The 13710-nt window shown below is 73.2% G+C and carries 13 protein-coding genes; 11 read left to right on the forward strand and 2 right to left on the reverse strand.

Going from position 1 to position 13710, the window contains the following annotated elements:
• Positions 1–9: 9 nt before the first annotated feature.
• Positions 10–1128, reverse strand: a complete 1119-nt coding sequence (locus ABZS51_RS23345; protein ID WP_355444613.1) for a globin domain-containing protein — start codon at positions 1126–1128, stop codon at positions 10–12.
• A gap of 450 nt (positions 1129–1578) precedes the next feature.
• Here ABZS51_RS23345 and ABZS51_RS23350 point away from each other — a divergent pair, with 450 nt between their 5' ends.
• From ABZS51_RS23350 to ABZS51_RS23360, 3 genes are read left to right on the forward strand one after another with little or no spacing between them, the layout of a single operon-like run.
• Entirely contained in the window at positions 1579–2265 is a 687-nt protein-coding gene (locus tag ABZS51_RS23350; protein ID WP_355444616.1) for a gamma-glutamyl-gamma-aminobutyrate hydrolase family protein, read from the forward strand.
• Between the two features lie 9 nt (positions 2266–2274).
• Positions 2275–3207: an alpha/beta hydrolase gene (locus ABZS51_RS23355; RefSeq protein WP_355444619.1), complete on the forward strand. Its 933-nt coding sequence runs from the start codon at positions 2275–2277 to the stop codon at positions 3205–3207.
• A complete protein-coding gene (locus tag ABZS51_RS23360) occupies positions 3204–4031 on the forward strand; it encodes an enoyl-CoA hydratase/isomerase family protein (RefSeq protein WP_355444622.1) in 828 nt (275 codons plus the stop codon). The genes ABZS51_RS23355 and ABZS51_RS23360 overlap by 4 nt, the downstream gene beginning before the upstream one ends.
• Before the next feature lie 265 nt (positions 4032–4296).
• Here ABZS51_RS23360 and ABZS51_RS23365 read toward each other — a convergent pair whose 3' ends face one another.
• Positions 4297–4887 carry a methyltransferase domain-containing protein gene (locus tag ABZS51_RS23365; RefSeq protein ID WP_355444625.1) on the reverse strand — a complete coding sequence of 197 codons (591 nt, stop codon included), beginning with the start codon at positions 4885–4887 and terminating at the stop codon, positions 4297–4299.
• Positions 4888–5016: 129 nt separating this feature from the next.
• On the opposite strand from ABZS51_RS23365, the gene ABZS51_RS23370 reads away from it, so the two are divergent.
• From ABZS51_RS23370 to ABZS51_RS23405, 8 genes are all read left to right on the forward strand, one after another.
• Positions 5017–6657, forward strand: a complete 1641-nt coding sequence (locus ABZS51_RS23370; RefSeq protein ID WP_355444628.1) for a histidine kinase — start codon at positions 5017–5019, stop codon at positions 6655–6657.
• Positions 6658–6919: 262 nt separating this feature from the next.
• A complete protein-coding gene (locus ABZS51_RS23375) occupies positions 6920–7291 on the forward strand; it encodes a hypothetical protein (protein WP_355444631.1) in 372 nt (123 codons plus the stop codon).
• 10 nt (positions 7292–7301) lie between these two features.
• Entirely contained in the window at positions 7302–7895 is a 594-nt protein-coding gene (locus ABZS51_RS23380) for a phosphoribosylanthranilate isomerase (RefSeq protein WP_355444634.1), read from the forward strand.
• A 31-nt stretch (positions 7896–7926) separates the two neighbouring features.
• The gene (locus tag ABZS51_RS23385; RefSeq protein ID WP_355444637.1) at positions 7927–8796 is read left to right on the forward strand and encodes a GNAT family N-acetyltransferase; all 870 of its coding nucleotides are present in this window, start codon (positions 7927–7929) and stop codon (positions 8794–8796) included.
• Between the two features lie 84 nt (positions 8797–8880).
• On the forward strand, positions 8881–9462 hold the full coding sequence (locus tag ABZS51_RS23390; RefSeq protein WP_355444640.1) for a CDP-alcohol phosphatidyltransferase family protein: 582 nt from the start codon (positions 8881–8883) through the stop codon (positions 9460–9462).
• 4 nt (positions 9463–9466) lie between these two features.
• A complete protein-coding gene (locus tag ABZS51_RS23395) occupies positions 9467–11971 on the forward strand; it encodes a mannose-1-phosphate guanyltransferase (protein ID WP_355444643.1) in 2505 nt (834 codons plus the stop codon).
• Positions 11972–12334: 363 nt separating this feature from the next.
• Positions 12335–12847 carry an FHA domain-containing protein gene (locus ABZS51_RS23400; protein ID WP_310709893.1) on the forward strand — a complete coding sequence of 171 codons (513 nt, stop codon included), beginning with the start codon at positions 12335–12337 and terminating at the stop codon, positions 12845–12847.
• A gap of 67 nt (positions 12848–12914) precedes the next feature.
• Positions 12915–13577 carry a MerR family transcriptional regulator gene (locus tag ABZS51_RS23405; RefSeq protein ID WP_355444646.1) on the forward strand — a complete coding sequence of 221 codons (663 nt, stop codon included), beginning with the start codon at positions 12915–12917 and terminating at the stop codon, positions 13575–13577.
• The last annotated feature ends 133 nt before the right edge of the window (positions 13578–13710 follow it).

Genomic DNA, 13710 nt, shown 5'->3' on the forward strand with positions numbered 1-13710 from the left:
GGCCGGTCCTCACCGCTCGTCGTGGACGACGTCGCGGTGGACGCGGGCCGGCGGCACCCCGTCGTCCTGCAGGCGCCGGACCGTCTCGGTCACCATGGCCGCCGGCCCGCACACGTACACCTCGTGCTCGGCCCACGAGTGGAAGCGCTGCGTCACCTCCGGCAGGTGGCCGTGCATCCCCTCGTGGTCCGGGTCGCCGGAGACCACGGGCACCACCCGCAGCCACGGGAAGGCGCTCTCCATCCGGAGGAGGTCCGGCAGGTCGTACAGCTCCTCCGCGGTCCGGGCGCCGTACAGGAGGTGGATGTTGGGGCGGCGGCCCGAGGCGATGATCTGCTCCACGATCGCCTTCAGCGGCGCGAGCCCCGTGCCGCCCGCCACGCACAGCACGTCGCGGCAGCCCGGCTCGGGCGCCGCCATCGTGCCCATCGGCGGGCCCAGCGTGATCGCGTCGCCGATGCGGGTGTCGCGGGTGAGCGTGGTCGACACCCATCCGCCCGGCACGGAGCGCACGTGCAGGCGCAGCGTGTTGTCGGGGCGGGGGGCGTTCGCGATGGAGAACGCCCGCCACACCCGCGGCCAGCGCGGGACCTGGACGGTCACGTACTGCCCGGCCGTGTACGGCAGCCGCTGGCTGGGCTGGAGCGTGACCACCGCGATGTCGGGCGTGCGGCGTTCGTGGTCGATCACCTCCGCGACCCACCAGGCGGGTGACACCCCGGCGTCCGCCTCGGCGGCCTCGATCATCAGCTCGGCCGCAGCGTTGTAGGCCGCGACCCAGGCGGCCTCGATCTCGGACGTCCAGATGTCGGCCGCGAACGTGCGCACGGTGGCCAGCAGCGCCCTGCCGATCGCGCCGTAGTGCTCGGCGACCACCCCGTACTTGCGGTGGTCGCGCCCCAGCTGGCCGAGGAAGGAGGCCATGCTGTCGGGGCTGTCGAGGCTCCACACGATGCGGGTCAGCGCGCCGAAGAGCCGGTCGCGCTGGGTGTCCATGCCCGGCGGGAACATGCTGCGCAGGTGCGGGCTCTCGGCGAACAGCCGGCCGTAGAAGTACGCGGCCGCCTTGCCGGCCACGGGCTCGATGACGGAGAAGCTCTCTTTTACCAGGCGCGGATTCAACGACATTTCCACATCAACCCCACCCCATAGCCCGGAATCGCATTCCGGTCGTGTCGTTCCACCTCCCTGACGGCTCCGGGTCACGAGCGTCCGGCGGGCCCCGGCTCGGCCGATCGCTCGGAAATCGAGTCTTACACCACCACAGGGACGTCACAACCGTTTCGCGCCGATACGGTGCGAACCCGAACTATGCGTAACGCTCCTGTTATTCTCCGCAGTCAAGGCGGCGCGCATTTCGGACGCGAAACGTGAATATGTATTGCATTCGCCTTTTCTGATTATTTCGCGGTTTGTCAGGAAGCCCTATCGGTGGCAGGGCGGGAACGGCCGGATGGATCCATCTCCGGGGGTGACGTGAGCGAAACGCCGTGCGCCATGATGGCCTGGCGGACGCCGCACCACCGGACGCCGTACCGACTCGTGCCGTACCGACTCCTGCTCGCACCTGGAGATCGCATGTCCCGACCGCTGATCGGCATCACCGCCTACTTCGAGGCCGCCCGCTGGGGGGACTGGGTGCGGGAGGCGGTCCTGTCGCCCCCGGCCTACGCCAAGGCCGTCGAACGCGCCGGCGGGGCGCCCGTCCTGCTGCCGCCCCTGTCCCCGCACACCGCCGCCGACCACGTACGCGGCCTGCGCGGCGTCGTCCTCGCCGGAGGGACCGAGGTCGGCGCCGACGCCTACGGGGAGGACCAGGACGGCCGGGCCGCCCCGCCGCAGGCCCACCGCGACCGCTACGAGGTGGCCCTGGCCCGCGCCGCGGTCCAGGCCGGCCTGCCGATCCTCGCCGTCGCCCGCGGCATGCACGTGCTCAACGTCGCCCAGGGCGGCACGCTCATCCCCTGGCTGCCCGACACGCTCGGCGACGACCGCCACGGCGAGCCCGGAGCCCGCCACTCCATCCAGGTCAGCGCGTCCAGCAAGCTCGGCAAGGCCGTGGGCGACCACGTCGAGGTGGTCGCGCCGCACGTGCAGTCCGTGCGCCGGCTCGGCTCGGGGCTGCTGGCCGTGGCCTGGGCCGAGGACCAGATCGTCGAGGCCGTCGAGCTGCAGGGCCACCGGTTCGCCGTGGGCGTGCAGTGGCATCCCGAGCGGGGCACGGGCGACACGTTGTTCGATGCGCTCGTCGAGGCGGCCCGCTAGGCTCCGACCATGCCGCTGAACCCTCAGGCGCGCGAGTTCCTCGCGCGCTACCGGCCGGACGACGGCGGCGGCCTGGACAGCCTGGACCTCGCCGCCATCCGGGAGGCGCGCGCGGCCGACCCGATGGCCGCGCACCGTGGCCCCCTCACCCGCATCGCCTCCGTCCGCGACGAGACCGCGGAGGGCGTGCCGATCCGGATCTACCGGGCCGACCGCGGCGACGGGCCGCTGCCCGTGCTCGTCTCCTTCCACGGCGGCGGCTGGGTGTTCGGCGGCGTCAAGCGCGACGACGCCACCGGCCGCGACCTCGCGCTGCGCACCGGCGCCGTGGTCGTCTCCGCCGGCTACCGGCTGGCACCCGAGCACCCGTTCCCGGCCGCGGCCGACGACGCGTGGACGGTGGTGCGCGACGTCTTCGCCCGGCCCGCCTTCTACCAGTGCGACGGCTCCGTCGCGGTGATCGGCGTCAGCGCCGGCGGCAACCTCGCCGCCGTGGCCGCCTGGCAGGCCCGGGACGCCGGGCTGAGGCTGACCCACCAGGCGCTTGTCACCCCGGTGCTGGACCTGGCCGGGGACACGCCGAGCTACGCCGCGTTCGGGCGGGGCTTCGGGCTCGACGCGGCCGAGATGGCCTGGTTCGCCCGGCAGTACGCGCCCGGAGCCGACCCCGCCGACCCGCGCCTGTCGCCGCTGCGGGTGCCGTCCGCCACCGGGCTGGCGCCCGCCACGATCGTCACCGCCGAGTGCGACGTGCTCCGCGACGAGGCGGAGCGCTACGGCGAGCGCCTGACCGGGGCCGGGGTGCCCGCCGAGGTGGCCCGCTACGAGGGGGCCGTGCACGGGTTCTACTCGTTCCCGGGCCTGTTCGACCAGGCGCTGGAGGCCCGCGAGCTCGTCGCCCGCCGCCTGCGCGACGCCTTCGGCCTGGAGGGGGAGCCGTGACCGTTCCCGGATCCATCGTTCCCGGATCTCCCGTACCCGGATACGAGGCGTACGAGCGGCTGCGCGTGGACCTGCCCGCCGAGGGCGTGCTGCGGGTCACGATCAGCGAGCCCCGCAGGCTCAACGCCGTCGACATGACCGGGCACCGCGAGCTGGCCTCGATCTGGCGCGACGCCGACCGCGACGACGCCGTGCGCGCCGTCGTCGTCAGGGGCGAGGGCGAGGCGTTCTCCGCCGGCGGCGACCTGTCCATGATCGAGGAGATGACGCGCGACCACGCCACCCGCATGCGGGTCTTCGCCGAGGCCCGCGACATCGTCTACAACGTGGTCAACTGCTCCAAGCCCGTCGTCTCCGCCATCCAGGGCCCCGCCGTCGGCGCCGGGCTCGCGGTGGCGCTGCTCGCCGACGTGTCCGTCGCCGGGCGCACCGCCCGGATCATCGACGGGCACACCAGGCTCGGCGTCGCCGCCGGCGACCACGCCGCGATCGTCTGGCCGCTGCTGTGCGGGCTGGCCAAGGCCAAGTACCACCTGCTGCTCTGCGAGGCCGTCACCGGCGAGCAGGCCGAGCGGATGGGGCTGGTCAGCCTGTGCGTGGACGACGACCAGGTGCACGAGACGGCGCTCGGCCTCGCCTCCAGGCTGGCCGCCGGCGCCCAGGAGGCCATCAGGCTCACCAAGTACGCGCTGAACAACTGGCTGCGCATGGCCGGCCCGTCGTTCGACGCCTCGCTGGCGATGGAGTTCCTCGGCTTCACCGGACCCGACGTCGCCGAGGGTGTGCGGGCGCTGCGCGACAAACGGCCCCCGTCCTTCTCCTGATCAGGTGATGTCCCCGCGGCGGTGGGTAGGCGCAGCCTCATAGAGGACAAGGAGGTCGTCGACCTGCCGAAGCGCCGGCGCTGGACGACGACGGGCCGGTCCGCCGAGGCCGAGAACGCCGCCCCGGGGGACGGTCCGCGGCAGGTGGTCCGCGGCCGCGCACGACCCACGCGCACCGGCCACGCGCGTGGCGTGACGGCCGCACTGGGACCGGCGCCGGGGGCGCGGGAGGGTTGAGACCAAGCTCTCCCCGCACCGGGCCCGGTCAGGCGCGCGGGCGGCGGGCGTGGAAGACGAACGCCGGCGGCGCGTTGCGCCACACCGTGCGGCTCGGCACCACCTCCTCGAACCGCTCGGCCAGCAGCGCACGGAACCGGCGGGCCGAGCCCAGCGGGATCGCGTGCACGTACGAGAAGGTCGTGAAGGCGCCCGCCGGGCTCATCGCCGAGACGACGGCCCCCATCAGGCGCCGCTGCAGAGCGTCGGGGAAGGCGGCCCAGGGCAGGCCGCTCACCACCACGTCCGCCTGGCTCAGCCCGTGCGCCCCGAGCAGCCGCGACAGCTCGGCGGCGTCGCCGTGGACCACGTTCACCCCCGGGAAGCGCGAGGCCAGCAGGCCCGCCATCCGCTGGTTGAGCTCCACCGCCAGGTGCCGGCCGCGCCCGGCCAGCCGCCGCTGGATCTCCGCGGTGAACGGCCCCGTGCCGGGACCCAGCTCGACCACCACCGGCTCGCCCCGCTCGGGCACCGGGGCGCAGACGGACCGGGCCAGCCGCCGGGAGCTGGGCGCGAGCGCGCCGACCGTGACCGGGTCGCGCAGGAACTGGCCGAAGAACAGTGCGGTGTCGTTGGACATGCCTCGACCGTAGGGGCGCGGGCGACGCCGCATGATCCGCCGGAAGGACGGGGATCCGGCCACTTGGAGGAGGCCGCATCCTCCGCGGGGAGGATCGGGAAACGGCGTCGCCCGGATAGTTTGCAGGGCATGCGTTGGCGTGGCGTGGCGCTCGATGTGCTGCTGGCGGTCTCGGGGATCGCGCTGGACCTGCTCCTGTCGGGCAAGGCGGGCGGGTTCGGCGACCTGCCCCCGGCCATGACCGTCCCGATGGCGGTGCTGGCCGGCCTGCCCATGGGGTTCCTCCGCACCCGGCCGCCGTGGGCGGCGCTCTACCTGGCCGCGTTCCTCGTCTTCGCCGACCACGTGGGCTCCTACAGCTCCAACACCGCGCAGATGCTGATCTGCGTCGCCGTCGGCCGCGTCGCCTACCGGTCCGGGCCGGGAACCGTCGCCGTCTCCGTGGCCGCCGCCGTCCTCGCGACCGGGCTCAACCTGGCCGACGCCGGCGTCCCGCCCGCCGGCAGCTGGTGGATGTACACCCTGCTCGTGCCGGGCTTCCCGGCCCTGGTCGGCGGCTACCTGCGCGGCCGCTCCAGCCGGTTCGAGCCGGGCGACATCACGCCCGACGTGCTGCTCGCCGGCGCCGGGGTGGCCGTCGGGGTGCTCAGCACGTGGACGTCGTGGGACCAGGGCTCCCTGCCGGTGTGGGTGGTCGGGCTGCTGGCGGTGTGCGGCGGCCTGTCGCTCGGCGTGGCCCGCCGGCTGCCCGGCATGGTCCTCATCTTCGAGGGCGTCCTGCTCGTCTCCGCCGACCAGTACCTCCACCAGGCCGTCAACTCGTGTCTCATCCTCTCGATGACCGCCCTCGGCGTGTTCGCGCTGCGGGTCGCGTCCTGGTTCTGGACCGCCGTCGCGTACGCCTCCGGCTGCGTGCTCGCCACCGTCGCCGTGGTCGACTCCGAGACCGAGGTCACCCCGTTCCGCGTCCTCGTGCTCATGCTCCTGGTCGTGGCGCCCATCGCGATCGGCCGTTACCTCGGCGTCCGGCAGACCGCGGCCGCCGCCGAGCGGCGGCGCGAGGAGGAGTCGGCGCGGCTGGCCCTCGCCCAGGTCCGCGCCGACCAGCTCGCCGAGCGCGAACGGATCGCCCGCGAGGTGCACGACATCGTCGCCCACCACGTCGGCGCCATGGTGCTGCGGGCCGGCGCCGCCCGCTACGCGGCCCCCGAGGGGCCGGTCGCCGACGCGCTGGCCGACATCCGCGACACCGGACACCAGGTGCTGGAGGATCTGCGCGGCCTGCTCGACGTGCTGCGCGACCCCGACGCCCGGCCCGGCCTGCTGGCCGATCCGGCCGACGTGATGCGCGAGTCCGCCGAGAGGATGGCCGCGGCGGGCCTCGTCGTCGACCTGCGCCTCGACCCGGCCGCCGACCGGGCCCCGCTCGTCGCCCGTGCCTCCGCCGCCCGCATCGTCCAGGAAGGACTCACCAACGTGCTCAAACACGCCGGACCCGGCACCGAGGTCGTGGTCGCCCTCACCGCCCGGGGCAAGGGACTGGCCGTCGACATCGTCAACGGCCGGCCGCCGGCTCGGGTGGAGCGCCTGCCGTCCTCGGGGCGCGGGCTGGCCGGCATGCGGGAACGGGTCCGCGCCCTGGGCGGCACGCTGGCGGCGGGTCCGGGCGAGAACGGCGGCTGGCGCCTGACCGCCACCCTGCCCGGCACACGGGACGACCCCGCCGGAACTCGGGCCGGCCGCTTCTGCGCGAAGGAGGACGTCGCGTGATCCGCGTCCAGGCGGCCGTCGGTCGCCCGCCGGGGCGGCCCGGCCGACGCCTCCTTCCGCCCGGTGCGGCCCGTGCGTCATCCCGCGGGCGGACCCCGGGATAATCCGGCAGGCTGACGACCGTCCGCGTCCCCGGCCGCCAGCATGTGGTCCACACTTCTCCAGGAAGGACCACATCATGCAGGAGACCGCGCCCGTGCCTCAGGGATCCGCGCCTCAGGGATCCGCGCCTCAGGTGCCCGGGCCCCGGCGATCCGGACAGGTGTCCGCCGGGCTGCTGTACGGGCTGCGCATCGTCGTCGTCGCCCAGGCGGCGTCCCTGCTCGTCGCCGCCTCCCTGGCCGGCCAGGCGGTGGGGGCGGGCGAGGCGATGCGCGAGTCGCACGTCATGGCCGGGATGGTGGTCCACCTGGTCGCGCTCGTGCAGGTCGTCCTCGCCGTACTCGTCTGGCGGCCGGGACGCGGCGCCGGCTGGCCCGCGCTGGCGAGCGTGGCGCTGCTCGTCGTCGGCATGGCCCAGCACGTCACCTGGCTCTGGCTCGGGGCGCACCTCCCGAACGGGGTCGCCCTGTTCGGGCTGATCGTGGCCATGCTCGTCTGGGTGTGGTCGCCGCGGGCGGGCGTGCGCCGCTAACCTCGACCGTGTGTATGTGAAGATCTGCGGGCTCAGCGAGCCCGGGCACGTGACGGCGGCCGTCGAGGCGGGCGCCGACGCCATCGGGTTCGTGCTGACCCGCAGTCCGCGCCGCGTGACGCGGGAGCGGGCGGCGGAGCTGGCCGCGCTGGTGCCCGGCCACGTGCTCACCGTGGGAGTCTTCCGGGGAGAGGACCCGGCGGAGGTGCGCGCCGCGACTCTCGCCGCCGGGCTGCGGGCCGTGCAGCTGCACGGCCACCACCCCCACGCCGACTTCACCGCGCTGAAGGACCTCGGCCTGACCCTGGTCCGGGCCGTGGACGCCGAGGCGGACCTGCGGTGCGGCGCCTACGACGAGGACCTGCTCATCGTCGACGCGCCCCGGCCCGGCTCCGGCGAGCCGTGGGACTGGGCCGCCGTGCGGGGACGCCCCTCGGGCCGCTGGCTGCTGGCGGGGGGCCTCGACCCGGCCAACGTGGCCACCGCGATCGCCGCGGCCCGGCCGTGGGGGGTGGACGTGTCGAGCGGCGTCGAGGTGGCGCCGGGCGTCAAGGACGCCGGCCTGATCCGGGACTTCCTCGCGGCGGCCCGCGATGCGGGATGACCGCCCGCGAGGCCCGATCGCGCCCGGCCCGATGAGCGACGCCCTTTCCCCCCGCCTCCCCGGCCTGACCGCCGAGCAGGGCCCGATCGCGGAGCAGGGGCCGATCGCGGAGCAGGGCCCGATCGCGGAGCAGGGCCCGGAGCTGGCGCGGGTGCTGGCCTTCACGCACGCGTTCGCCCGGCGCAAGGCCGGGCGGGTCGTGGAGGTGCCGGGCGGCTTCGCCGTGCTGAACGACCGCTACCCCGGCTCCCACGACGACAACCGCCTCGTCGTCGTGGCCCCCGCCCCGGACGGGGCCGCCCCGGTCCGGGCCGGGGAGGTGCTGCGGGCCGCCGACGAGGTGCTGGCCGGCCGCGGCCACCGCTACGTGTGCGTGGACGACGACGCGCTGGGCGCCGCCCTCGCCCCCGCCTTCACCGCGGCCGGTTACGACCACGAGTCGAACGTGATCATGGTCTTCCGTGGCGCCCCGCCCGCCGACGTCCCCCCGGCCGAGGACCTGACGCTGGAGGAGCTGCTGCCCGTCGTGCGCCATGACTGGCGCGAAGCCCTGCCGAGCGTCTCCGGCGACGCGGTCGACCAGCTCGCGCGGCGGGTGGCGGAGCGGCTACGGGGCGCCGACGTGGTCCGCTTCCGCGGCGTGCGCGCCGAGTCCGGCGAGATCGCGGCCCGGGCCGAGCTGTACGTCCAGGACGGGGTCGCCCAGATCGAGAGCGTCCACACGGGCACCCGCCACCGTGGCCGGGGACACGCCCGCACCCTCATGCGGGCCCTGCTCGCCGAGGCGGCCGGCTGCGAGCCGATCTTCCTGCTCGCCGCCGAGGAGGACTGGCCGAAGGACTTCTACGCCCGCCTGGGCTTCACCGCCGTCGGCCGCACCCACGCCTTCCTGCGCGCCTGACACGACCCACGCGGTCCGCCGCCCCGGGGAACACCCGCCGGACGGGCCCGCTGCCCGGAGATACGACGCAGTAGGGTCTCCAGCGTGAGCGAAACTTCCGCCGAGGACCGGATCTGGACGGTCCCCAACCTGCTGAGCTTCCTGCGACTCCTCGGCGTGCCCGTCTTCCTCTGGCTGGTTCTCGGGCCCCGGGCGGACGGGTGGGCCATCGGGGTCCTGGCGGTCGCCGGGTTCACCGACTGGCTCGACGGGAAGATCGCTCGCGCCTTCAACCAGACGAGCAAGCTCGGGCGGATCATCGACCCGGCCGCCGACAAGCTGTACGTGTTCGCGACCATCCTGGCGCTGCTGGTGCGGGACGTCATCCCGTGGTGGCTGGTGGCGCTGATCCTCGCGCGTGAGCTCTTCGTCGCAGGTTTCTTCCCCGTGCTCCGCAGACACGGTTACCGGGCGCTTCAGGTGCACTTCCTCGGTAAAGCGGCCATGTTCAATCTCATGTACGCCTTCCCGCTCCTCTTCCTCGCCTCCCACACCGGGTGGTATGCCGAGATGGCCCGTGTCACAGGATGGGCTTTCGCTGTGTGGGGAACAGGTCTGTACTGGTGGGCGGGCGTGTTGTACGCCGTTCAGGTGCGCCGGCTCATAACTGCGACCACAAAGGAGTGATCGGGTGAAGGCGGTCGTCATGGCGGGCGGGGAGGGCACTCGGCTGCGACCGATGACCGCCAACCAGCCCAAGCCACTGCTTCCCGTGGCCAATCGGCCGATCATGGAGCACGTGTTGCGCCTGCTCAAGCGGCACGGGGTGACCGAGACGGTGGTCACGCTCCAGTTCCTCGCCGCGCTCGTGCGCAACTACTTCGGCGACGGCGACGAGCTGGGCATGAGCCTCCAGTACGCCACCGAGGACATCCCGCTGGGCACGGCCGGGAGCGTCAAGAACGCCGCCGACCGGCTGCGGGACGACCGTTTCCTGGTGATCTCCGGCGACGCCCTCACCGACATCGATTTGTCGGATATGGTGCGTTTTCACCGAGAAAATGGGGCTCTTATTACCATTGGCCTCAAACGCGTGCCTAATCCGCTGGAGTTCGGGATCGTCATCATCGACGAGGCGGGGCGCGTGCAGCGCTTCCTGGAGAAGCCCACCTGGGGCCAGGTCTTCTCCGACACCGTCAACACCGGCGTCTACGTCATGGAGCCCGAGGTCCTCGACCATGTGGCCGCGGGGGAGCCCGTCGACTGGTCCGCCGACGTCTTCCCCCGCCTGCTGGAGAGCGGCGCCCCCATCTTCGGCTACGTCGCCGACGGCTACTGGGAGGACGTCGGCACCCACGAGAGCTACCTCAAGGCCCAGGCCGACGCCCTGTCCGGCAAGGTCAGGCTGGACGTCGGCGGCTTCGAGCTGTCACCGGGCGTCTGGGTGGCCGAGTCGGCCTCCGTCGACCCCGACGCGGTGCTCAAGGGCCCGCTGCTCATCGGCGACTACGCCAAGATCGAGGCGGGCGCCGAGCTGCGCGAGTACACCGTGCTGGGCAACAACGTGGTCGTGCGCGAAGGCGCCTTCCTGCACCGGGCCGTCGTCCACGACAACGTCTACGTGGGCCCGGGCGCCCACCTGCGCGGCTGCGTCGTCGGCAAGAGCACCGACGTCATGGCCGGCGCCCGCATCGAGGAGGACGCCGTCATCGGCGACGACTGCGTCATCGAGCCCGAGGCGTACATCTCCAGCGGCGTCAAGGTCTACCCGTTCAAGACCATCGAGGCCGGGGCGGTCGTCAACACCAGCGTCATCTGGGAGTCGCGCGGACAGCGCAGCCTGTTCGGGCCGCGCGGCGTCAGCGGGCTGGTCAACGTCGAGATCACCCCCGAGCTGTGCGTACGGCTGGCCAGCGCCTACGCCACCACCCTGAGGAAGGGCGCGTACGTCGTCACCTCACGCGACTCCTCGCTCGCGGCCAGGGCGCTCAAGCGGGCCGTGATCAGCGCGCTCACCGCCAGCGCCATCAACGTGCTCGACCTGGAGGCCGCCCCGCTGCCCGTGGCGCGCTTCCACACCGCCCGCGACGCGGCGGCCGGCGGCATCGCCCTGCGCACCACCGCCGGTGACCCGCAGAGCGTGGACATCGTCATCATGGACGACCGGGGCGCCGACCTGTCGGCCGCCGCCCAGCGCAAGCTGGAGCGGGTCTTCTCCCGCCAGGAGTTCCGGCGGGCCTTCCCCGGCGAGATCGCCGAGCTGACCTACCCGGCGCGCGTCGTCGAGGACTACACCCACGAGCTGATGCGCCGGATCGACATGAGCGGCATCGCCGGCATGAAGGTGGTCGTGGACTGCGCCGGCGGGACCTCCTCCCTGGTCCTGCCGACCCTGCTCGGCCGCGTCGGCGTCGAGGTCCTCACGGTCAACGCCCGGCTCGACGACGCCTCGCCGACCGAGACGCTGGCCGAGCGCCGCCGCGACCTGCAACGCCTGTCGGAGCTCGTCAGCTCGTCCCGCGCCGCGTTCGGCGTCCGCTTCGACCCGGTCGGCGAGCGGATCGCGCTGGTGGACGAGATGGGGCAGCTCATCGGTGAGGAACGGGCCCTGCTCGTGGTGCTCGACCTCGTGGCCGCCGAGCGCCGGGGCGGGCAGGTGGCGCTGCCGGTCACCACCACCCGGGTGGCCGAGCAGGTGTGCCGCTTCCACGGCGTGCAGGCGCAGTGGACCTCCACCGCTCTGGACGCCCTCACCTCGGCCGCCGCCGGCGAGGACATGATCTTCGCGGCGGACGGGCGGGGCGGCTTCGTCGTGCCCGAGTTCAGCCCGGCCATCGACGGGCTGGCCGCGTTCATGCGGCTGCTCGGCCTGGTGGCCCGCACCCGGCTGTCGCTCAGCCAGATCGACGCCCGCATCCCCGAGGCGAGGCTGCTCAAGCGCAGCGTGCCGACGCGCTGGGCGGCCAAGGGGGCGGTCATGCGCTCCGTCATCGAGGCGGTGGAGGCCTCCGCCGAGGGACAGCGCATCGACACGACCGACGGGGTGCGCGTCGTCGGCGAGGACGGGACCTGGGTGCTGATCCTGCCCGCCGCCACCGAGCCGGTCACCGACCTGTGGGCCGAGGCCCACGACATGGACACGGCCCAGGCCCTCATCGAGCGCTGGGCCCGCATCGTCGAGGCCGCCGCCTCCTGAGCGTCCGCTGTGGGTCTTCTGTGCGTCTCCTGGGCGTTTTCGGCGCGTCTCCCAGGGCCATTACGCCCGGAGACCGCGGAAGGGGCGCCTTTTGGCCAGCTCTTGAGAGGAATGTCACTGCGCGTAACGGCCCCAAGGGTTCGCGCGGCGCCCGACAAGATCGTATTGTGTAAAGGCGCGGCGGCATGGACCATCAGGCGCGGACGGCGGTAACTTTGTCACCGTCCGAACCTGTCGTCCAGCGCCCCGCCTTGACCTTTGCCGTTCAGCAGCGTAAGTTGCGGCATTCGCAAACTTGAAGAGCGAAGCGAGGCGCGCCGAGCACCGTCGCCGCGTCTTCGCGGTAGGAGGCCGAGCCGATCGATGCCGAGCGTCTACTGCACGCAGTGCGGGCACGCCAACCCCGAGGATGCCCGTTTCTGTTCCCGCTGTGGGTCACCGCTGGCCAGAGCCGAGGCCGCCGGGGACACCACCTCGACGATCTCCGTAGCGGGAATCGAGGCGTACGAGGCTGAGACCGGCGACATGCTCCTCGCCGAGCGGGCGCTGGTGGAGCAGTTGCCGCCCGGCACGGCGTTGCTCACCGTGACCAGGGGTCCCAACCAGGGGAGCCGGTTCCGGCTCGACAAGGACCTCACCACCACCGGCCGCCACCCGGAGAGCGACATCTTCCTCGACGACATCACGGTCTCCCGCCGTCATGTCGAGTTCTACCGCCACCGGGGCGGCCAGTTCTCGGTGCGCGACGTGGGCAGCCTCAACGGCACGTACGTCAACAGGGAACGCATCGAGGAGGTGCCGCTGCACTCGGGCGACGAGGTGCAGATCGGCAAGTTCCGTCTGCTGTTCCTGATGCGGACCGCCGCCACAGCATGAGGGAGCGTAGCGAGCGATCCATGGACACGGCTTCGCGCGGACGCATGCGGTCGGCGAAGGAGACCGCATGAGTTCGCAGGCGGCGCGCTCGCACATGAGCATCGGGGAGGTGCTCGCCCTCCTGCGGGGCGAGTTCCCCGACGTCACGATCTCCAAGATCCGGTTCCTGGAGGGCGAGGGGCTCATCGAGCCCGAGCGGAGCCCCTCGGGCTTCCGCAAGTTCACCCACCTGCACGTGGAGCAGCTGCGCTACATCCTCACCGAGCAGCGTGACCACTACCTGCCGCTGCGGGTGATCAAGGACAAGATGGCCGAGGACTTCGGCCGCCCGCGAGCCGTTCCCGACGCGGACGCCGAGCCGGAGATCCGGCTCAGCCGCGCCGAGCTGCTGGAGACGGCCGGGATCGACGACGAGACGCTCACCGAGCTGGAGGACTACGGGCTGCTCGCGGCCCGCGCCCGGCGCTACGACGAGGACGCGCTGACCGTGGCGCGCACCGTCGGGGCGCTGGCCCGCTTCGGCCTGCACGCCCGCCACCTGCGGGCCGTCAAGGCGGCGGCCGAGCGGGAGTGCGGCCTGATCGAGCAGGCGGTCGCGCCGGTGCTCAAGCGGCGCGGCCCGGGCGCCATCGGCGAGGCCGACGAGGCGGCCAGGGAGCTGTCGGCGCTCCTGCTGGACCTGCACGCCGCGCTGGTCCGCGAGGGCGTGCGCTCCGTCCTGGGACGCTGACCGCGGCGGACCCTCCCCACCGGCCCTCCCCGGCGGGCCTGACGGCCGGGCCCATCGGTCAGATTCGGGACCGCACCGGCGGGACATACGGCACCCGCCGGGTGTTACGTTGAAATGCATAAGCGAACCAGCA

Origin of the sequence: Nonomuraea sp. NPDC005501, assembly GCF_040605905.1 — a bacterium.
GTDB lineage: Bacteria > Actinomycetota > Actinomycetes > Streptosporangiales > Streptosporangiaceae > Nonomuraea.

What these genes read in the sequence shown, in the direction of transcription:
- ABZS51_RS23345 (WP_355444613.1), bottom strand. Translation starts at nt 1,128, where the DNA reads ATGTCGTTGAATCCGCGCCTGGTAAAAGAGAGCTTCTCCGTCATCGAG.
- ABZS51_RS23350 (WP_355444616.1), top strand. Translation starts at nt 1,579, where the DNA reads ATGTCCCGACCGCTGATCGGCATCACCGCCTACTTCGAGGCCGCCCGC.
- ABZS51_RS23355 (WP_355444619.1), top strand. Translation starts at nt 2,275, where the DNA reads ATGCCGCTGAACCCTCAGGCGCGCGAGTTCCTCGCGCGCTACCGGCCG.
- ABZS51_RS23365 (WP_355444625.1), bottom strand. Translation starts at nt 4,887, where the DNA reads ATGTCCAACGACACCGCACTGTTCTTCGGCCAGTTCCTGCGCGACCCG.
- ABZS51_RS23370 (WP_355444628.1), top strand. Translation starts at nt 5,017, where the DNA reads ATGCGTTGGCGTGGCGTGGCGCTCGATGTGCTGCTGGCGGTCTCGGGG.
- ABZS51_RS23385 (WP_355444637.1), top strand. Translation starts at nt 7,927, where the DNA reads ATGAGCGACGCCCTTTCCCCCCGCCTCCCCGGCCTGACCGCCGAGCAG.
- ABZS51_RS23400 (WP_310709893.1), top strand. Translation starts at nt 12,335, where the DNA reads ATGCCGAGCGTCTACTGCACGCAGTGCGGGCACGCCAACCCCGAGGAT.
- ABZS51_RS23405 (WP_355444646.1), top strand. Translation starts at nt 12,915, where the DNA reads ATGAGTTCGCAGGCGGCGCGCTCGCACATGAGCATCGGGGAGGTGCTC.